General features: G+C 62.7%; 15 protein-coding genes and 2 pseudogenes. 3 read left to right on the top strand and 14 right to left on the bottom strand.

Translation table 11 applies throughout. The features are described 5' to 3' along the window. The first annotated feature begins 299 nt into the window (after positions 1 to 299). Both RWO33_RS03800 and RWO33_RS03795 read left to right on the top strand, forming a co-directional pair. A complete protein-coding gene (locus tag RWO33_RS03800) occupies positions 300 to 2,240 on the top strand; it encodes an integrase arm-type DNA-binding domain-containing protein (RefSeq protein ID WP_016445090.1) in 1,941 nt (646 codons plus the stop codon). A 243-nt stretch (positions 2,241 to 2,483) separates the two neighbouring features. Continuing rightward, positions 2,484 to 2,828: pseudogene (locus RWO33_RS03795) on the top strand (LysR substrate-binding domain-containing protein); the annotation flags it as partial. A 160-nt stretch (positions 2,829 to 2,988) separates the two neighbouring features. Here RWO33_RS03795 and RWO33_RS03790 read toward each other — a convergent pair. The 6 genes and pseudogenes from RWO33_RS03790 to RWO33_RS03765 form a co-directional block, all read right to left on the bottom strand. Continuing rightward, positions 2,989 to 6,108, bottom strand: a pseudogene (locus tag RWO33_RS03790) (efflux RND transporter permease subunit). Continuing rightward, positions 6,105 to 7,616: an efflux RND transporter periplasmic adaptor subunit gene (locus RWO33_RS03785; RefSeq protein ID WP_013391832.1), complete on the bottom strand. Its 1,512-nt coding sequence runs from the start codon at positions 7,614 to 7,616 to the stop codon at positions 6,105 to 6,107. The pseudogene RWO33_RS03790 and the gene RWO33_RS03785 overlap by 4 nt, the downstream one beginning before the upstream one ends. Before the next feature lie 15 nt (positions 7,617 to 7,631). Further along, positions 7,632 to 8,867, bottom strand: coding sequence for a TolC family protein (locus RWO33_RS03780; RefSeq protein WP_197610480.1), 1,236 nt, complete (start codon positions 8,865 to 8,867; stop codon positions 7,632 to 7,634). A gap of 172 nt (positions 8,868 to 9,039) precedes the next feature. Then, positions 9,040 to 10,008, bottom strand: coding sequence for an IS5 family transposase (locus RWO33_RS03775; RefSeq protein WP_016445093.1), 969 nt, complete (start codon positions 10,006 to 10,008; stop codon positions 9,040 to 9,042). Between the two features lie 161 nt (positions 10,009 to 10,169). Then, positions 10,170 to 10,481, bottom strand: coding sequence for a hypothetical protein (locus tag RWO33_RS03770; RefSeq protein WP_006226245.1), 312 nt, complete (start codon positions 10,479 to 10,481; stop codon positions 10,170 to 10,172). Between the two features lie 286 nt (positions 10,482 to 10,767). Then, complete coding sequence (locus RWO33_RS03765) at positions 10,768 to 11,409, bottom strand: LysR substrate-binding domain-containing protein (protein WP_013391828.1); 642 nt, start codon at positions 11,407 to 11,409, stop codon at positions 10,768 to 10,770. A 107-nt stretch (positions 11,410 to 11,516) separates the two neighbouring features. Between RWO33_RS03765 and RWO33_RS03760 the strand changes: the two genes are divergently transcribed. Further along, positions 11,517 to 11,822: a helix-turn-helix transcriptional regulator gene (locus RWO33_RS03760; RefSeq protein WP_013391827.1), complete on the top strand. Its 306-nt coding sequence runs from the start codon at positions 11,517 to 11,519 to the stop codon at positions 11,820 to 11,822. 4 nt (positions 11,823 to 11,826) lie between these two features. On the opposite strand, the gene RWO33_RS03755 is transcribed toward RWO33_RS03760, so the two are convergent. From RWO33_RS03755 to RWO33_RS03720, 8 genes are all read right to left on the bottom strand, one after another. Then, a complete protein-coding gene (locus tag RWO33_RS03755; protein WP_013391826.1) occupies positions 11,827 to 12,717 on the bottom strand; it encodes a LysR family transcriptional regulator in 891 nt (296 codons plus the stop codon). 231 nt (positions 12,718 to 12,948) lie between these two features. Next, positions 12,949 to 13,233, bottom strand: a complete 285-nt coding sequence (locus tag RWO33_RS03750; RefSeq protein WP_003090336.1) for a CopK family periplasmic copper-binding protein — start codon at positions 13,231 to 13,233, stop codon at positions 12,949 to 12,951. Between the two features lie 128 nt (positions 13,234 to 13,361). Next, positions 13,362 to 14,288, bottom strand: a complete 927-nt coding sequence (gene copD, locus RWO33_RS03745; protein ID WP_016445094.1) for a copper homeostasis membrane protein CopD — start codon at positions 14,286 to 14,288, stop codon at positions 13,362 to 13,364. 4 nt (positions 14,289 to 14,292) lie between these two features. Continuing rightward, the gene (copC, locus tag RWO33_RS03740; RefSeq protein ID WP_008063308.1) at positions 14,293 to 14,679 is read right to left on the bottom strand and encodes a copper homeostasis periplasmic binding protein CopC; all 387 of its coding nucleotides are present in this window, start codon (positions 14,677 to 14,679) and stop codon (positions 14,293 to 14,295) included. A 141-nt stretch (positions 14,680 to 14,820) separates the two neighbouring features. Further along, positions 14,821 to 17,127, bottom strand: a complete 2,307-nt coding sequence (locus tag RWO33_RS03735; RefSeq protein ID WP_013391824.1) for a heavy metal translocating P-type ATPase — start codon at positions 17,125 to 17,127, stop codon at positions 14,821 to 14,823. Between the two features lie 287 nt (positions 17,128 to 17,414). Beyond that, entirely contained in the window at positions 17,415 to 17,687 is a 273-nt protein-coding gene (locus RWO33_RS03730) for a DUF2933 domain-containing protein (RefSeq protein WP_013391823.1), read from the bottom strand. Positions 17,688 to 17,720: 33 nt separating this feature from the next. Next, positions 17,721 to 18,206: a DUF411 domain-containing protein gene (locus tag RWO33_RS03725; RefSeq protein ID WP_013391822.1), complete on the bottom strand. Its 486-nt coding sequence runs from the start codon at positions 18,204 to 18,206 to the stop codon at positions 17,721 to 17,723. Positions 18,207 to 18,243: 37 nt separating this feature from the next. Further along, on the bottom strand, positions 18,244 to 19,224 hold the full coding sequence (locus tag RWO33_RS03720; RefSeq protein WP_013391821.1) for a copper resistance protein B: 981 nt from the start codon (positions 19,222 to 19,224) through the stop codon (positions 18,244 to 18,246). Between the last annotated feature and the right edge of the window lie 11 nt (positions 19,225 to 19,235).

The following is a 19,235-nucleotide window of genomic DNA, read 5'->3' as shown; positions in this document are numbered from 1 at the left end:
GAATAGCTCAGTTGGTAGAGCGCAACCTTGCCAAGGTTGAGGTCGCGAGTTCGAGTCTCGTTTCCCGCTCCAAGTTATGATCTACGGACTTCCACTGACGTCTGTAAGTCGTTGAAAAGAGGAGCTTCGGCTCCTTTTTTCATTCCAGCGAAAGCCACGGAAATCCACTGACAGCCAGCGTTTTTGAGGCCAAAAACAAGGCCAAAGAATGCGGGTGGTGCCGGTTCCGGGTTGTTGCTGGGGTTGGATCGGGATGACAAGCAGCATCGGGCCTAAGTCCAAGACTTAGGAGCTTGATGATGACACTCTCTGATCTGACCGTGCGGCAAGCCAAGGCCGCCGAGAAAACGTACAGCATCCCCGACACCGATGGCCTCGGCCTGGTGGTCGCCCCCACCGGCGGCAAGTCGTGGCATTTGCGCTATTACTGGCTCGGCAAGCAAAAGCGCATCTCCCTGGGGAACTACCCCGAGATCGGTTTGCGCGAAGCGCGCACCTTGCGCGACGAAGCCCGGGCGCTTCTGGCAAAGGGCATCAACCCCCATACCGATCGCAAACAGAAGCGACACGCGGTCAAGCTTGCGGCCGACTACACCTTCAAGGCCGTCTTCGATGCGTGGGTCGAGCATCGCCGCAAGGAAATCAAGGAGGGCAGGAACAGCACGCTGTCGCAGATCCTGCGGATCTTCAACAAGGACGTGCTGCCCAGCCTCAAGCAGATGTCGATCTACGACATTCGCCGGCCCCAACTCCTGGGCGTCCTGGCGAGGATCGAGGAGCGCAAGGCGTTCACCACTGCCGAGAAGGTCCGCACCTGGCTGGGGCAGTTGTTCCGCTATGCCCTCGTCATCGTGGAGGGGCTGGAAGCCAATCCGGCCTCCGACCTGGACGTGGTGGCCGAGCCCAAGCCCCCGGTGAACCACAACCCCTACCTGCATCTTCGGGAGCTTCCCGAGTTCCTGCACAAGCTCAGGCTCTACAACCCTCGTGGTTGGCAGACCCAACTCGGCATCCGGCTGCTGTTCCTGACCGGCGTGCGTACCGGCGAGCTGCGGCTGGCGACCCCGGACCAGTTCGATCTCGACCGTGGCCTGTGGATCATCCCGCCGCAGATTGTCAAACAACTCCAGGACGAGATGCGCAAGGCCGGCAAGCGCCCGCAGGACGTTCCGCCCTACATCGTGCCGTTGTCCGTGCAGGCCATCGAGATCGTGCGCTACCTGTTGGGTGTGATGAAGCCGGCCCAGGTCCATCTGCTCACGCACCGCAGCGAACTCAAGAAGCGCATCAGCGAGAACACCCTCAACGCGGCCTTGAAACGAATGGGCTACGAGGATCAACTGACCGGGCACGGCATCCGCGGAACCATCTCGACGGCGCTCAACGAGATCGGCTATCCCAAGATTTGGGTGGACGCGCAGCTTTCGCACTCGGACCCGAACAAGGTGAGTTCGGCCTACAACCACGCCAAGTATGTTGAGCCGCGCCGTCGGATGATGCAGGACTGGGCGGATCGCCTCGACTTACTCGAACAGGGCCAGGTCGAAGCGGCCAGCGCCCACCTCACCATCCATATCGAGGGCGTGCCAGCCATCGCAGGGGAGGACAACCCCGACGCCATCGTTGCAGGCACTTCTGCGGCTTCGGCTCCGCCCGTGGTGGTCACCCCCATTGTCGTGACGCCAAACGACGCGGGAATCACCTTCCAGCGGCTGTCGCAGGTGCCACCGCCCCCGACGCGTGCGCCGGCGCCGGCGCCGGAAGTATCCGCCATCCAGCGCGAGCGCGAGGAAATGCTCGCCATCTACGAATCGCCGAGCAGTTTGCCGGTTCCGCTGTTCGGTAAGCTGGCCGGAAAGTCCAAGGACCAGATAAACCGCGAGCTGAAGGCGGGCAAACTGCTGTCCATCAGCTTGGGCAATCGCGGGCAACGTGTGCCCGACTGGCAACTGGTGCCGCTCAAGCACAAACTGGCCCAGGTGCTCATGAACCAGTGTCCGCACGCGGATTCGTGGGACTTGTACCGGATGCTGACCCGCGTACACCCGGATCTGGGTGATCGCGCGGCCATCGACATCGTGACACCCGGAAATTTGGGCATGGTCGTGCGGGTCATCGCGGGCACCCAGCAGCAGCCAAACAGGCCCGGACCTGATTCGTCTGCGCAAGGTATTCCAGAGGAGATTCGCCAGCGCATTCAACGGTTGCTAAATGATGCGGCAATGCTCGAAAGTGCCTGACGCTGGCCGACGGCCAAAGATGGATGCTTTGGCCGTCGGAAGTGAGCTACAGGATGCGGGCCTTTGCAGTCCGCAGCGCATACGGCGCGGCGCGATGAGGCGTGCGGCCATCCTGAAGGCCATAGCCTTCTGAGCGCCTACAACCGGACTGAGTCAGCCCCTACGTCGTCCCAGAATGTAGTGGTCGTATTAGTGAGCGCGCCGCAGTAATTACCGAGAAGTAATGGGGTAAGGCATCGGGACTGCATCACTGGTCCTCGGGGACGGCAGAGACCCACTTGGTTGCTCCGCGTATCGGACCAGCGCGTACGTCGGCAGGAAATCTATCCGCGCCATGAATTCAGTGATGGTGAAGCAATGTTGGCGGCGGGTCTGGCCGGCTGCGGCATCATGCAGATGCCGACATGGCTGGTGGCCGAAGATATACGGCAGGGGCGCTTGATCCCCTTGCTGCCGGACTGGGCAGGTGGTGAGATGCCTATCCATGCAGTGTGGCCGCAATCGCGTTACCTGCAGCCCAAGGTTCGGGCTGTCATAGAAATGCTGACGATTCTGTCTGAACGGCCGGGGTCAGGTTTTGTTCCCTGATATGGCTCGTCACTGCCAAGCGGTTAGTCGTGCCTCCGCGCCTTCGGCCAGTTCTTACGCCGGCTAAAGCGCATGTGTCGAATGGTTATTCGCTCGGGTGCCGATAGGCCGCACCGGAAACGGCAGGGCCTTGGTTATGAGACCCTGCCGCGTTGCAACGTTAGCGCGGCTTACGCATCAGCATGTAGGCAGCCGGAATCACGAAGAGCGACAGCAACGGAGCGGTCACCATCCCTCCAAGCATCGGGGCTGCGATGCGGCTCATGACCTCCGAGCCCGTACCGCTGCTCCAGACAATGGGTACCAGGCCCGCCAGGATGACGGCGACGGTCATCGCCTTGGGCCGCACGCGCAGCACGGCACCCTCCCGGATCGCATCGAGCAGTTCTTCTCGCGTCGGGTCGCGTCCATCGGGGCAACGTTCCGCCAAGGCCTGCTTCAGATAGATGAGCATCACCACGCCGAACTCCGCCGCCACACCTGCCAGCGCGATGAATCCCACGCCGGTGGCGATGGACAGGTTGTAGTTCAGCAGGTACAGGAACCAGATGCCCCCCGTGAGCGCGAAGGGCAAGGTCGCCATGATCAAGCCCGCTTCGTCCACACGCGCGAAGGTCAGGTACAACAGAACGAAGATGATCAACAGGGTGGCAGGCACCACAACCTTCAGGCGTGCATTGGCCCGCTCCATGTATTCGAACTGCCCGGAGTAGGTGATGCTCACACCCGGCTCTAGCTTGACCTGCTGCCCGATGGCATCGCGCAGTTCGTTGGCCACCGAGGCTAGATCACGGCCGCGCACATCGACATAGACCCAACCGGAGGGCCGTGCGTTCTCGCTCTTGAGCATGGGCGGCCCATCGGTGATCGCGATGCGTGCCACGGTCCCCAACGTGATCTGCTGACCCATCGGCGTGAAGATGGGTAGTTCTGCCAGCCGTTGTGGTGAATCACGCCATTCTCGCGCGTAGCGCAGATTGATCGGAAAGCGGGCAAGCCCCTCGACCGTTTCCGAGACGTTTTCGCCACCCACCGCGCCGGCGATGACGGCCTGGACATCGGCGATGTTCAGGCCGTAGCGACCGGCGGCTACGCGGTCGATCTGAACATCCACGTAGCGCCCGCCCGTCAAGCGCTCCGCGAGGGATGACGTCACGCCGGGAATGCCCTTGGCGACCTGCTCGACCTCTGCAGCGATGCGATCGATCACGCCCAGGTCGTTGCCGGTCACCTTCACCCCGATCGGGCTCTTGATGCCGGTAGCCAGCATGTCGATGCGATTGCGGATAGGGGGAATCCAGATATTGGACAGGCCCGGGATCTTCACGGCACGATCCAGCTCTTCCACGAGCTTCTCGGGCGTCATGCCTGGACGCCATTGTTCCCTGGGCTTGAGCTTCACCGTGGTCTCGAACATCTCAAGGGGCGCCGGATCGGTCGCAGTTTCGGCCCGTCCTGCCTTGCCGAACACCTTGTCCACTTCAGGTACGGTCTTGATCATGCGGTTGCTCAGCTGCAGCAACTCCGTGGCGCGCTGCGCCGAGAGTCCCGGCAGGGCCGAGGGCATGTAGAGCAGGTCCCCTTCGTCCAACCTCGGCAGAAACTCACCGCCGAGCCGCGCCAAGGGCCAGGCCGTGGTCGCCAAGGCCAGCACGGCGATCAGCAGCGTCGCCTAAGGCCGGCGCAGTACCCACTCCAGTGCTGGCCGGTAGGCTGCAATCAGGATGCGGGTGATGGGGTTCTTCTGCTCATCCGGGATACGCCCGCGAATCCAGTAGCCCATGAGTACGGGAATCAGCGTCACTGACAGCCCTGCGGCCGCGGCCATCGCGTAGGTCTTGGTGAACGCCAGCGGGCCGAACAGCCGGCCTTCCTGCGCTTCTAGGGTGAAGACCGGGATGAACGAGAGCGTGATGATGAGCAGCGAGAAGAAGAGCGCAGGACCGACTTCCTCTGCGGCCTGTGTGATCACGTCCCACCGTTCCTTGCCCTGCAGTCGTTGATCCGGGTGCGCGTGCTGCCAAGCCTCCAGCTTCTTGTGGGCGTTCTCGATCATCACCACCGCTGCATCCACCATCGCCCCCACGGCGATGGCAATCCCCCCCAGCGACATGATGTTGGCGTTGATGCCCTGGTAGCGCATGACCAGGAACGCCGTCATCACGCCCAGAGGTAGCGAGATGATGGCCACCAGCGCAGAACGAAGATGCCAAAGGAACAGTGCGCAGACCAGCGCCACCACCAGAAACTCTTCGCCCAGCTTGGTCGTGAGATTGCGAATGGCCCGCTCGATCAGCGCGCTGCGGTCGTAGCTGGTGACGATCTCGACGCCCGGCGGCAGGCTGCCCTGCAGCTCCGCGAGCTTGGCCTTGACGGCAGCGATCGTCTCCTGGGCATTCTTGCCGGAGCGCAGCACCACCACGCCGCCGGCGACCTCGCCTTCTCCGTCGAGTTCGGCAATGCCACGCCGCATCTCCGGGCCTATCTGGAGCGTCGCCACATCCCCCAGCCGCACCGGCACACCGCCGCGTGCCGTCAAGGGGATCTCCCGGAACTCGTCCAGGGTCTTGAGGTATCCGCTCGCGCGGACCATGTACTCCGCGCCTGACAATTCCAGGACGGAGCCGCCGGTCTCCTGGTTGGCCCCCATCAGGGCATCGCGGACTTGAGCCTGACTGAGGCCATAGGACGCCAACTTGATCGGGTCGAGCACGACCTGGTACTGCTTGACCATGCCCCCCACCGATGCCACTTCGGCCACGTTGGGCAGGCTCTTGAGTTCGAACTTCAGGAACCAGTCCTGCAACGCACGCAGTTGCGCCAGATCGTTCTTGCCCGTGCGATCCACGAGCGCGTACTGGAAGATCCAGCCGACGCCTGTGGCGTCCGGACCCAGGGCCGGCTTCGCCGTGGCGGGCAATCGGCCCTGGACCTGGTTCAGGTATTCCAGTACCCGTGAGCGGGCCCAGTACAGGTCGGTTCCGTCCTCGAACAAGACATAGACGAACGAGTCGCCAAAGAACGAGAAGCCGCGCACGGTCTTGGCCCCTGGCACCGACAGCATGGTGGTGGCCAACGGGTAGGTGACCTGGTTCTCGACGATCTGCGGCGCCTGTCCTGGGTAGTTGGTGCGAATGATGACCTGCACGTCTGACAAGTCCGGCAGCGCATCCACGGGCGTGCTGCGAACGCCCCACACGCCCCATGCCGTGAGCATGGCGGTGGCCAGCAGCACCAGGAAGCGATTGGCCACCGACCATCGAATCAGTTTGGCGATCATGGCTGCACCTTTTCGATGGCGGTGATCACGTAGTCCTCACCTTGCTTGGAGAAGGTGAATCGCACCTGCTGCCGAACCGAAAGACCCGCGGCGAGCTGCGGGCTGCTCAGCTTGAAGCCCATGGTCATGGCCGGCCATTGGAGGGCTGGCACGGCCTCGTGCGCCAGCGTCAGCTCGGTGGGCGACATCTCCTCGATCACGCCGCGCACCACGAAAGCGTTGGTGGCCGCGGCCGGTGGCGACGAGGTGCCGTGCCCGTTGTGCGGCGATGCAGGCGCGGACGCCGCGGCACCTGCAGGCAGCACGCCCCGCAGGCTGGCTTCCGAATCGATCAGGAACTGCGCCGAGGCCACCACCTGCTGTCCCGCCGCGAGCCCGCCGTTGACCACCAGTTGATCGCCTACCTCCGCGCCCACCTGGACCTCCACGGGATGGAACTTGCCGGGTCCATCGACCACATAGGCCAGTGCGCGCTTGCCGGTGCGGATGACCGCCTCGCTGGGAACAAGCAGCGCGGGCTGTTCGTTGCCTTTGAGCGCGATCTGGCCGGACATGCCGGCCTTCAGGCGCTGGCCGGGATTGGCCATTTCAAGCCGCACTCGCACCGTACGGGTGTCGCGGTTGGCTTCGGGCAGGATGCTCACGATGCGCGCCTGGAGCACTTCACCGGGAAACGCCGCCAGCCGGACCTGCGCCGTTTGGCCGACCTGCAATGGCCCGCTTTGTGCTTCGGGGACAGCCGCTTCGATCCACACCGTGGCCAAGCCATTCACCCGGGCCAGGCTTTCCCCGGCGGAAACCGTCATGCCCTGACGCACCATCAGTTCGGCCACCAAGCCGCCTTGAGGTGTTGTGACCGTGTACAGCCCCTTGGGCTCGCCTGTGCGCTCCACCTGGGCGATCAGGGCTTGCGGCATGCCGAGCAGCAGCAGCCGTTGGCGGGCAGCTGCGGTCAACGGTGCGTCGCCCATCGCGCGAACCGAGAGAAACTCGCGCTGTGCGGCGATCCACTCCGGCAGCAATAGGTCAGGCAGCGGTGCCCCTGCTGCGATCACGTCGCCCGCAGCCCGTGCGTAGACACGCTCGACGAAGCCAGCGGTCCGCGCCTGCACGATGCTGACGTCGCGGTCGTTGAGCAGCACGGTGCCCACGACGTTCACATCTGCGCCGATCTTGCCTTGCACGACTTCGGTTGTACGCAGGCCCAGGGCTTGCACCGCTTGCGCCGACACGCTCAGGCCCGTGCTGTCCTGAGTGTCTTCATCTGCGTACTTCGGCATCAACGCCATGTCCATGTAGGGCGATTTGCCGGGCTTGTCGAACTTCTGGGCCGGCACCATCGGGTCGTACCAATACAGCACCTTGCGCTCGGTCGGAGCACTTGCAATGGTGGCAGCGGGGGAGCCGCTGAGGTGGCCGGCGCGCCATTGGGCGACGCTCCATCCAACGGCAATACCGGCAGCAATCAGCGTCAAGCCGGCAAGGATGTTTCTCGAAGAGGTGTTCATGGCGAGGGTCTCCACTCAGTCCGCGATCAGGCTGTTCAGTCGGGCGACGAGGCGGTCGCGCTGCGCTCCCAGGTCGATCAGACGCATGCGCGTCTCCAGTACCTGGGCGCGTGCACTGAGCACAGCGCTCAGGTCCCCCTTGGCGGATCGGTAGTTGCTCAACGCAAGCGCCGCTCGGTTCCGTACCAGCTGCAAGCCTGCGGTCTGCAGGCGGTCGATCTGGCTGTTCAACGCTTGGAGTTCGGCGGCGCTGTCGTCCAGCTCCTGCAAATGACGCCGCGCCACGTCTTCGCGTTCGGCGTCCAGACGCTCCAACTCGTGCCGTTTTGCCTCGATCATGGGCACTTGGCGTCGATCCTTCTGCCATGGCAGATCGAATGTCACCTGGAATGACACCATGTCGCCCCATCGGCGATCCCGCCGGCTATAGGCAATCTCCCAGGCCCAATCGCCGCGGGTCTCTGATTGGGCTTCGCGGGACTCGGCCCGGGCCATGCTTTGCATCGCCGGATAGAGTTCAAGCTCCGCGTGATTCGCCAGTTCTGTGCGCAGTTGCGCGACGGGGTGAGTGAGCGGGCCTGGATCGCCTTGCAGTGCTTCGTCGGCCCTGGAGCCCACCCAGCGCCGCAATGCGGCCCTGGCCTTGGCCCGGTCCCGCTGTAGATCGTCACGGCGGTCCGTGAGTGTCAGCGCCTCCTGTTGCGCGACCAACAGGTCGCCAGTCTGGGCCGTGCCGCCGGCGACGCGAGCGGGGAGACTGTCTTGCAGGCGCTGGTTCTCCGCGAGCAGTTCCGTCAGCAGTATCTCCCGTTGCTCCACCGCCTGCGCGGCGATCCACGCCAGGCTGAGTTCCTGGCGGATCTGCAATCGCTGCAAAACCAGCGCCGCGCGCTCTCGATCCACACGCGCCTGCGCACTGGCGACCTGGGCGTCGCGCTTGGCCCTGTTGGGCACTTCCTGCATGAGCGCCAGGCGCTGCATCGTCATGGATTCGCGCGTCATGCTCCAGCGATCCATGCCGCTGATGGGATAGTTTTCGATGCCGAGCGAGAGCTTGGGGTCGGGCAGCGAGCCTGCTGCCTTCTGCACGGATTCGGCGACGTTGACCTGCAACTGCTGCGCGCTTATGCGCGGGCTCTGCTGCTCCGCGATAAGGCGTGCCTCAGCAAAATCGAGGGCGTAGGCCACAGGCGAAACAAGCGCACTGCCTGCCAACGCGATGCTGATAGCTTTCAGACGATGCAATCGCATCGAGGCCGGCGTTGTGCCTCGGCCGTACGCTGACGGGCGCCCCTCGGGAAGGTCTGATCAAAGCGCTCTGATGCTTGGATTTCAGCGTCAAGGCGCCAAGTCGACCTCGATATGATGGATTTTGCGCCGTTTCTGACGCTTTTCGACGGCTTTCCCCGTCCAACAGACGGATTTACCCCGTCGGCAGCAACAGACGTCGCCGCGCCATCCACAGATTCGACAGCGCGAACAGCGTCAACACCTGCGCCGTGTTCTTCGCCAACCCGCGATAGCGCACCTTGGTGTAACCGAACTGCCGCTTCACCACTCGGAACGGATGCTCCACCTTCGCCCGCAGGCTGGCCTTGAAGTGCTCCCAGCGTTCGGCGTATTTGCGATCACGCTTGTTCTTCATCGCACGAAGCTTCGACGGCTTCTCCGCGATCCAGAACGCAGCCTCCACGCCTTGCAGCTCCTCGCGCTTGTCCGCGCCCGTGTAGCCGCTGTCGCCGCAGATTGTGTCTTCCTTGCCGTGCAGCAGCTTGTGCACCTGCGTCACGTCGTTGACGTTCGCCGCCGTGCACTCCACGTGGTGCACCAGGCCCGACTCCTCGTCCACGCCAATGTGCGCCTTCATCCCGAAGTGCCACTGGTTGCCCTTCTTCGTCTGGTGCATCTCCGGATCGCGCTTGCCGTCCCTGTTCTTGGTCGAACTCGGCGCCGCGATGATCGTGGCGTCCACGATCGTGCCGGCCTTCAAGCTCTGGCCCTTGCGCGCCAGGTGCGCGTTCACGCGCTCCAGGAGCTGCGGCGCCAGATCATGCGTCTCCAGCAGCCGGCGGAAGCTGAAGATCGTGGTCTCGTCCGGAATGTTGTCCAGCCCGCTGAGGCGGGCGAAGCGGCGCATCACCGCCGTGTCGTACAGCGCCTCTTCCATGGCCGGGTCACTGAGCGCGTACCACTGCTGCAGGAAGTGGATGCGCAGCATCGTCGCCAGCGCGTACGGCTGCCGGCCACGCTGGCCCATCTTCGGGTAGTGCGGTGCGATCAGCGCCAGCAATGCGTTCCACGGCACAACCTGCTCCATCTCCGCCAGGAAGATCTCGCGTCGCGTCTTCTTCCGCTTGCCCGTGTGTTCCGCGTCCCCGAAGCTCAGCTGCATCGTCGTCATCCGTCGAACCTTGCGCTATTGTCGCCGAGGAATTGTTCAGAGCATCCCTCGGGGGCGCCAAAAAAGGGAGTAAACATGGTTGTCCTCGGAATTGGTGTTCACGAAATCACGTGGTCTGCCGCATCGGTGCGCGGCGAGCACGGACACATAAATCAATTCCGCAGGACTTGGAACGTGAGGTAGATCGGCGGAAAGCCCGCGCGGGGATTGGGAGGAATGTAGGTAACGTGCCGCCTGAGGGCTACCCGGTCGAGAACCAACCCGGGCAGCGAGTTGGCGAGCCACATCACGTGCGCCGCGAGAAACTGAATGTCCAGCCCCTGCCATGAAAGCGCCGACTCCCGATCGCCACTGCAATGAGCGTGGCACAACTGTGGCGCTTCGCTGTCCATGGAATCAGGCATGCCGGTGCAATCCGACATTGGCAACTTGTCAGCCTGCTGCATCGAGATCGTGGCACGCATTTGCGTGGTTTCCACAGATGCCCTCGGGTCTGGCTTGGGACAGACGTACATCGCCATCGCAACCTGCGAGAAAAGCAAGGTTACGACTAGGCCGCTGGTAATCCAGCGGCTCCATCTTGCGAGAAGGCGCCTTAAGCCGATCATGTGGACATACTATTGGAAGTTGTGGGGAGTTGAATTGATCAAGGTCAGTTTCCAGGATGAATTGATGCGTCTGGACGGCGCCTTGGCCCGAACCGGCATCCACTGCAAATCCACCGGCAAGGGCGGGCACCGCACGTGGCTGTCATGCTTTACGCGCCTCGGCAACTCGCAAGGCTCTAAGCTCAAATCGATCAGCTACAAGATTCGTCTGTCCCGAGAGTCGCTGCAGGTGCGTAATGACCTCGTAGGGGCCATCGGCTATTGGACGCGTGCAGATTCCGCACTGGCTAGCGGTTTCGATGCGTGATCGCGAAGAAATCCCTACGCCATATCCAGCTGCGACCCAGAGCAACAACATCTCAAAAGAACTGACATGCTGGACATTCGGCCTTTCCGTTGATGACATGGAGGACAGGTACTGGTCCAGCGAAGGAGAATATTCGGCCTTCCATCGAAACACGGAGTGCTCCTTAAGTTCGTCTATTCTGATTGACTGCTGCCGGAGCAGTGGGTATCCCAGCGGCGTGGCAAGAGCTGTCGCCTCAAACCAAAGAGAAAGACTCTTCAGCGAAGAATCGCTCACCTGCTTCAGAGAAAGGCCGACGTCGAAGCGCCGTTTGTAGAGGCCTGTAATGAGATCGCTCGTCGTAACCTCATTAAATTCCATAAAAACTTCGGGCTCCTCCGCGCGCTGCAGGGCAAGCAATGCAGCTAGGTTCGAAGAGGCCACACCAGGCGCTATGGCGAGCCTGAGCTGTGGGCGTGGGCTGGTGGCGTCGTGCATGAGAGGCCCCAAGAAGCGATAAGACAAGGATGGAAAGTCTTCATGATAGCTAGTTTGAGTTAAACTTAACGTGGTTAAATTGTCGGGACTGTTCGACGCTTCCAAGGATGGAGAAGCGAACTGTCCGACGAGGCCGTCCCCCAGGCACTACCACTTTCGACGCCGAGCCAGCGTTGGCATTCGGAGCGGCCGTTCGTGTCGCCCGCCTGACGCAAGGTATTGCTCAGGAAGAACTGGCTGCGAAAGCAGGGATCGAGCGATCGCACATGGGCAAAATAGAGCGTGGGGAGCACATGCCCACTCTCGCTCTGATCTTAAGAATCGCCGCCGGACTCAAGCTTAGTGCTGCGGAACTCGTCAGCGCAGCCGAACGCAATCTTCGTGCTGCGGCGCACGATTCAGATGGGCATTGACGCTTTAGTCATCCGGAGGTCCTCGCAGACGTTCCATGAAGCGATCCAGCGAAACCGATGAGTTGCTGCTTTCTGGCCGAAGCAGATAGGTTGTGATTACCGCCGTGTCCTGCGCCAGAGGGCGAATCACCACGTCCGGCCTCTGGCTGATGGGAATCTTGGTCGCTGTCATGAAACCAATCCCATAGCCTGCGCCGACCAGCGTTAGCATCATGTCCAGCGACGACACTTCTTCGACAACGTTGAGCCTGTGTTCCAGAACCTGTAGCAGCCGATTTAGTTCTCGGCAGTAGCCTTCGCAGGCCAGTTTGTCGCACAGAACCAGTGGGTGACCCTGAAGTTCGTTGAGCGGAACTTGCTTGTGCGCAAGAAGCGAGTGCCGCGCTGGCACGGCGATCACAATCGGGTCTCGCCAGATCGGTTCAGCCACGATGCCTTCGCCAACATCCGCCGCGTGTGCAAATCCGATCGTGAAGTCGCCAGACCGTAGGCCCCGTATCTGCTCGGTCAGCGGTACCTCGGAGAGACGTATCTCGACCTCGGGCTCTTCCGCGCGGCAACGAGCTAGGAACGCCGATAGTCGTGGGTCCATCGCACCATCGGAAATTGCAATGCGCAGGCTGCCCCTCAGGCCCGCGGCAATGGCTCTGGCATTCTCACGCGCTTGCTCCAGGACAGTGAAGAGTCGGCGGGTGTCCTGCAAGAATGCCGCCCCCGCCACGGTCAGCCGTGTACCCCTGCGGTCGCGGTCAAACAGCGTGACCCCAAGCTCATCTTCCAATTCCTTGATCGCGCGAGACAAGGGGGGTTGCTCTATATGCAGCCTCTCGGCCGCCCGCGTGAAATGCAACTCCTCTGCCAAGACGACAAAGCATCGTAGATGACGCAACTCCATAAATCGGGCTCCTCGCAGGTTCTCATTCGCGCAAGATGTCCCGTGGACGAATCACGGTGGATGTGGAGGCTGGATCCATTCCAGGGAAGTTGATGCGCTTGACATCGCAAAAACTGGCATCTTGAGCGCTCGTGGTTGCTCGTGACGCGTCCCAATCGCGCGCGCCCAATCGGGGCGCGCGTCTCTGTCACACTGTGCAGAAGCTTTGAAAAGCACCGCACACCCGCGGCGTCATCCGCCGTGCTCTTTTTGTAGCAGCGAGCCGAGGCGAGCGACTTCATTGCTGGTGATCGCGATGTTGCGCCCATCCTTCGTCGACACCGAAGCCCCGACATTGAGATAGACGGCGCGCCCGAAGCGGCTTTCCTGTGCCATCTTTCCGTCCTTGAAGATGTACAGCGTTCCCCCGTCAGCCAAGGGAACCATCTCCTTGGCTGCTTGGGCTGCTGCATGACCGGCGAAGGCTGGCACGGAGAGAGCGCTCAACAGGGCGGCAATGACAATTTGCGATTTCATGATCGACTCCTTTGTAAAAACGACGACAACTTGCGCCGCGTCGTTAAATGTAGAAGCAGGCGGTCTACAGAGGGCTTACCCGTGCATTACATTCAATTCATGCGCTGTCATCTGCCGCCCATGAAGGATTAGGTTCCAGTGGGAGACAAGATGCCAAGCCATGCAACGCTCGCCAGAACCAAAACGGCCAAGGTTGCCTCCGTGAACAGACTCTGCCTAAGCTTGATGACTGCCTGTGCGCGATTGCCTGCCTTCAAAGCTGCCTCCAGGCTCGGGCTCAACCGATACCGATTGGCAGCAGCCAACGCCAGCATGCCTGCGAAAAGCAGGAGCTTTACCATCAGCAGCCGGCCATACAGCGTCGAGATGAGCGGATCAAACGATGGTCCGGCGATCAACAGGTAATTGAGAGTTCCACTCACGACGAGTGCAGCCACGATCGCTGTACCTATGCGAGCAAAGCCATTCGACGTCCGACTGAGGACCGCTACCGGGTCTTGCGCGACATCCCGCTTGTGGGATGCCAGCATCAAGAACGCCAACAATGCGCCCACCCAAGCGCCCGCTGCCCAGAGGTGGGTGATATCCGACGCAAGATGGATGTAGCCGCGAACGCCGTCGTCCATGGCGCCGTGGCCTGCCCACGCAAGGGTCGCCAGCGCCACGCCGGTGGAGAGCGCCATCACTGCAAATCGCAAGGTAGCGTTCAATTTCAACATTGCGACGAGCACACACACCAACAGCGCGAGGATGCGAATGCACCAGGCGATGCCCATGTGCGTGCCCGTAATGAGCATGTCGAAAACGTGCGTTGACAGCTCCGCGTAGCTTTGGGCGCCGGACATGGCCTTGGCCATGACCGTCATGCCCCACATCGACAGGGCAATGCCGATGGCAGCGGATGCGCCAATGAGGACGCGATAGCGGCGCGAGATCGTCGAGGATCGCTCGTCGTTGCCCAAAGCATAGAGTCCGAACATGGCGACGCCAAACGCCGCCGCCAGGTCCAGATAAAGCGCCAGGCGCAGGACGATGGTCAACCAATCCCCGGCCATGGGCTTACTTCACCTTGAAGGTGACGTTACCCGTGATCGGATGCGTGTCCGAGGAGACGGCACGCCATTCGACGCGATAGTCGCCGGGCTGGAGCGCCTGTGCTGGCGTGATGACCATGGTCTTGCCGTCGCCGGCACCCGCGACGCTGGCGTTGATCTTCATCGGGCCATGGCTCGCCATTCCCGGCATGCCAGTCATGACAAGGCTCGCGGCGGAGAACTGCGGCACCAGCGTTTCGGAGAACTTCAGCTCGATGGTGGCTGGCGCGGAAACCTGCGACTTGTCGGCTGGCGTTGAAGACACCAGCGAAGGATGCGCGAATGCGGCGGTGGCGAACAGACCAGCAGCGATCGGCGCGACGAGCTTGGCGATGAAATGTGAACGGGTCATAGAGATTTCTACCTTGATGTGTGAGGAGTGGTTTAAGAACGAAGTGCCGAGATAAGGCTTGCACCTTCGCAACGGCGTGGAACGAAAGAAACGGTTCGCTGGGCGATAGCAGGCTCCTGTAGGTTCAGAAAGAAAATCCGGTCACAGTCGGCTCGCTCTCAGGCGCAAGGCGTTGCCAACGACCGACGCCGAACTCAGGCTCATCGCCAATGCTGCGATCAGCGGCGACAGCAGCCAGCCCGTGAGGGGATAGAGAACCCCGGCGGCGATGGGGATGCCCAGCGCGTTGTAGAGGAAGGCGAACATGAGGTTCTGCTTCATGTTGCGCACGGTACTCACCGAGAGCGTGCGAGCGACAGCGATGCCACGCAGGTCGCCCTTGACCAGCGTGACCTGGGCGCTGTTCATCGCCACGTCGGTCCCCGTTCCCATGGCGATGCCCACGTCTGCCTTCGCCAAGGCCGGCGCGTCGTTGATGCCGTCTCCGGCCATGGCGACGATGCGTCCTTCTTTCTGCAGCCGCTCGATCAACATGAGCTTGTCCGCCGGCTTGACCTCACCATGCACCTCGTCGATGCCTAGGCGTGCACCGACGGCTTTGGCGGTGGTCTGCCCGTCCCCGGTGGCCATGATGACCCGCAGGCCCGCAGCCTTCAACGCGGCCAGGGCCTCGGGGGTGCTGCCCTTGACCGGATCGGATACGGCGAGCAAGCCCGCGAGCTGCCCGTCCACAGCCAAGTACATGACGCTTGCCCCTTCGCCGCGCAGAGCTTCGGCCTGGGGTACGAGCGGTTCCACCGATACGCCAGACTGTTCCATCAGCACTGTGTTGCCCAACGCGAGTTGCCGGTGCTCAACCTTTCCGCGCACGCCGATGCCGGTTCCCGATTCAAAGCTCTGAGGCTTCACGAGTTGGAGGCCCTGGGCACGCGCGGCCTGCACGATGGCGTCGGCCAGGGGGTGTTCACTGCCCTGGTCCAGGCTGGCCGCAAGACGCAGCACCTCATCGTTCGTAAAGCCGGGTGCTGCGACGACCTGATCGAAAGCAGGTCGGCCTTCGGTCAGGGTTCCTGTCTTGTCGATGACGAGGGTATCGACCTTGCGAAGATTCTCGATCGCCGCGGCATCGCGGAATAGCACGCCCTGCGTGGCGCCACGGCCCGTTGCGACCATGATCGACATCGGCGTGGCCAGACCCAGCGCGCACGGGCAGGCGATGATCAGAACGGCCACCGCATTGATGAGTCCATAGACCCAGGTGGGCTGCGGCCCGAAGAATCCCCACACAAAGAGCGTCGTGACCGCAATGGCAACGACGGCCATCACGAAGTAGCCGGCAACGACATCGGCCATGCGTTGCATCGGCGCCTTGGAACGCTGCGCCTGGGCGACCATCTGGACGATCTGCGACAGAACGGTGTCCGAGCCGATCCGCTCCGAACGCATGACCAGCGCGCCGCTGGTGTTGAGTGTGGCCCCGATGACCTTGTCGCCCGCGCGCTTGCTTACGGGCAGCGGTTCGCCGGTCAGCATGGATTCGTCAATCGAGCTGCTGCCCTCGTGCACGATGCCATCCACCGGCACCTTCTCGCCGGGTCGGATGCGCAGCAGATCGCCGACGTGCACATGGCTGAGCGGCACGTCTTCCTCGCTGCCGTCCGCATTGATGCGCCGCGCGGTCTTGGGCGCCAGCCCCAGCAGCGACTTGATGGCCGCCGAAGTCTGGGAGCGCGCCTTGAGTTCCAGCACCTGGCCGAGCAGTGTCAGCGAGATGATGACGGCGGCGGCCTCGAAATACACGCCGACCCGTCCCATGGACATGAAGGAAGCTGGAAACACTTCCGGCGCAACGGTTGCCACGACGCTGTAGATGAATGCCGCACCCGTTCCCAGGCCGATCAGTGTCCACATGTTCGGGCTGCGGTTGACCACGGACAGCCAGCCGCGGGAGAAGAAGGGCCAGCCGGCCCACAGCACGATCGGCAACGACAGCACCAACTCGACCCAGCTCTGTGTAGCCATGTCCATCAGGTGTAGCCGCTCGCCCAGCATCGCCAGCGCCAGGACCACGAGCGTCAACGGCAAGGTCCACCAGAAGCGACGCGAGAAGTCACGCAACTCCGGGTTGTCGTCGTCGAGGTCGGGCAGCAGAGGCTCCAGCGTCATCCCGCACTTGGGGCAGATTCCCGGATGATCCTGGCGGATCTCCGGGTGCATCGGGCAGGTGTAGATTGTTCCGGGTGCGGTTGGCGATGCCGCCGGGGCCGGTGAAATCGCGGTGCTGGCATGGTGATGCGGTGCATGGCCGCTGCCTGTGCCTATGCCCGCGCCACCGCTGGCATATCGCGCCGGATCGGCGTCGAATTTGGCCTTGCATCCGGTGCTGCAAAACAGGTACGTGTTCCCCAAGTGCGTGGAGCGGTGCTCCGACGCCGCCGTGACCGCCATCCCACACACCGGATCTCGTGTCGAGGCATCGGGCTGCGAGTGGCTTGAGGGCCCGCCCGCATCGTCACTTCCAGCATGGCTGGCGTGATGGTGGTGGGTATGCGTGCCGGACGTTGTGGCACCCGCCGCCATGCCTGCGTGCTCATGTCCTGAAGACTTGCTGGGTGAATTCATAGTGACAAGTGCCCTCCGCCGTTAACCGTTGGTGTCTGGTGATCGCAGCAGGCCGCACGCGCGCAAGGAGACAAGCGCGGCGTCGCGTGCTCGCACGATGCGAGTGCCTCGACTCATTGCTTCTGCTCCTTGGAGGCTGCGGCACCTTCCTCACCCTGACGCGCGGCATGATCGTGTCCGCCGTGGCCGTGACCACGGTGCATGAACAGGTGCATCAGCGGACAAGCCGCCAGCAGCAGGAAGGGGAGATAGCCGGCAACATGTGCCGTGTGCTCCTTGAGCAGGAAATACGCGGCGACAGCGGCGATGATGAGGAACGCCACGCCGTAGCGCGATCGCCAGAACCGGGGACGATCGCTGGGGGTATGTGTGTGCTGATGCTGCATGGCATATCTCCACGGAGAAGGGTTGATGGATGGTCAGCGATGCGACTGATAGACCGTGCTGCTACCGTTTTTCCCGATCAGCAGCACGTCGTAGGCGTCCTTGCGTCCACCATAGGCCGGACCATCCATGCCGGGCGAACCGACCGGCATGCCGGGCGCCGCAAGGCCGATGGCCTGCGGGGCTTCGCGCAGCAAGCGTTGAATGTCCGAGGCAGGCACATGACCCTCGATGGCATAGCTGCCGATCTGCGCCGTGTGGCACGAACCGTACTTCTGCGGGATGCCCAGCCGCGTGCGCGCTGCCGTGTTCCCGGTGTCGAGAACCTGCACATCGAAGCCTGCGCCTTGCAGGTGTGAGACCCAGTCCTTGCAGCATCCGCAGCTCGGGTCCTTCCAGACCTTGGCAATCGGTCGGCTCTGCGCCAGGCTCGGTCCTGCGAGTGCCATCACCAACAAGCCAGCGATCAATGCCTGGCGTCTCGGCACTTTGCCCTGGCTTCTGTCGTAGTGCATGTTCATAGATTGCCTCTCATCAGATGATCAAACCCGCTAGGTTCTAGAACCAGAATCGCACGCCAGCCACCCAGCGCGTCTGCTGCGCGCGGCCGCCTTCGGCACGCACATAGTCCGCGGTGCGTCCGAAGCTGCCCGCCCGTTCCACGCCGATATAGGGGGCGAACTGGCGACTGAATTCATAGCGCAGGCGCAAGCCAGCAGACGCTTCGGCCAAGCCCTTGCCGATACCGCGTTCCGGGTCGTCCTTGCCATAGAACTGCAACTCGGCGCGAGGCTCCAGAATCAGTCGCTGGGTCAGCAGCAGCTCGTAGCTGCCTTCGACACGCAGCGCCGTACGTCCGCCACTTCCCACGTAGCCCGTCGCCTCCAGCTCGAACCAGTAGGGGGCGAGGCCCTGGATGCCGAAAGCCAACCATTGACGGCTCGGGCCTTCGCCGTTATCCACCCGAATGCCGAGCTGGGTGTCCCAGTACGGTGCGACGGCGTGCCCCCAGAGAAGCTCGGTACGCGATTCTTCGAGCTTTCCTTTGGCGATATCGCCTTCGGCCTTCACGACGGCCTTGTTGTAGGTCGTCCCATACCACGCCTGGAGGTCGTAGGCCGTGGAATCGTCCCCTTTGCGCGTGAAGCGGCGTTCCAGGGTTTCGCCGCGCAACGAGAAGAACCTGTGTTCGTCGGCCAGCATCAGCCGCGGCACACCGGGTACGGCGTAGTCGCCCGATCCCAATGTCAGGCCATTGGAGTAGCCATGCGGATCGCGGGCGTCAGGAGGCGCCGACCCGCCCTGCATCTGCATGTTGCCGTGATCCATGGCCGGGGCCGCGGTCGAGCCGCTCGCCGACGCCGCGTGACCCGCGTGCGGGTCGGCGGCAGGAGCCACGGTCTGAGTGGATGGCGCGGCCGTTTGAGAGTCGGCCTGGCCGTGCGCAGCATGGTCGTTCTGTGCTTGTGCCTGTGCGGCGACGCTTACCAGGGCCAGTAGCGTCGTGGCCAGTGCGCGAGTGGGGAGTGCTTTGGACATTCTTGGTCTTC

Origin of the sequence: uncultured Stenotrophomonas sp., assembly GCF_963519925.1 — a bacterium.
GTDB classification, from domain to species: Bacteria; Pseudomonadota; Gammaproteobacteria; order Xanthomonadales; family Xanthomonadaceae; genus Stenotrophomonas; species Stenotrophomonas maltophilia_AE.
The sequence above is the reverse complement of the archived record's forward strand: the minus strand, read 5'-3'. Positions and strand labels throughout refer to the sequence as shown.

Bases quoted from the DNA above. Each gene is read 5' to 3' on its own strand.
- RWO33_RS03750 (WP_003090336.1), bottom strand. From the start codon at position 13,233: ATGAAATCGCAAATTGTCATTGCCGCCCTGTTGAGCGCTCTCTCCGTG.
- copD (WP_016445094.1), bottom strand. From the start codon at position 14,288: ATGGCCGGGGATTGGTTGACCATCGTCCTGCGCCTGGCGCTTTATCTG.
- RWO33_RS03755 (WP_013391826.1), bottom strand. From the start codon at position 12,717: ATGGAGTTGCGTCATCTACGATGCTTTGTCGTCTTGGCAGAGGAGTTG.
- RWO33_RS03720 (WP_013391821.1), bottom strand. From the start codon at position 19,224: ATGTCCAAAGCACTCCCCACTCGCGCACTGGCCACGACGCTACTGGCC.
- RWO33_RS03760 (WP_013391827.1), top strand. From the start codon at position 11,517: ATGGAGAAGCGAACTGTCCGACGAGGCCGTCCCCCAGGCACTACCACT.
- RWO33_RS03725 (WP_013391822.1), bottom strand. From the start codon at position 18,206: ATGAACATGCACTACGACAGAAGCCAGGGCAAAGTGCCGAGACGCCAG.
- RWO33_RS03765 (WP_013391828.1), bottom strand. From the start codon at position 11,409: ATGCACGACGCCACCAGCCCACGCCCACAGCTCAGGCTCGCCATAGCG.
- RWO33_RS03730 (WP_013391823.1), bottom strand. From the start codon at position 17,687: ATGCAGCATCAGCACACACATACCCCCAGCGATCGTCCCCGGTTCTGG.
- RWO33_RS03800 (WP_016445090.1), top strand. From the start codon at position 300: ATGACACTCTCTGATCTGACCGTGCGGCAAGCCAAGGCCGCCGAGAAA.
- copC (WP_008063308.1), bottom strand. From the start codon at position 14,679: ATGACCCGTTCACATTTCATCGCCAAGCTCGTCGCGCCGATCGCTGCT.
- RWO33_RS03770 (WP_006226245.1), bottom strand. From the start codon at position 10,481: ATGCGTGCCACGATCTCGATGCAGCAGGCTGACAAGTTGCCAATGTCG.
- RWO33_RS03775 (WP_016445093.1), bottom strand. From the start codon at position 10,008: ATGCAGCTGAGCTTCGGGGACGCGGAACACACGGGCAAGCGGAAGAAG.
- RWO33_RS03735 (WP_013391824.1), bottom strand. From the start codon at position 17,127: ATGGCGGTCACGGCGGCGTCGGAGCACCGCTCCACGCACTTGGGGAAC.
- RWO33_RS03780 (WP_197610480.1), bottom strand. From the start codon at position 8,867: ATGCGATTGCATCGTCTGAAAGCTATCAGCATCGCGTTGGCAGGCAGT.
- RWO33_RS03785 (WP_013391832.1), bottom strand. From the start codon at position 7,616: ATGAACACCTCTTCGAGAAACATCCTTGCCGGCTTGACGCTGATTGCT.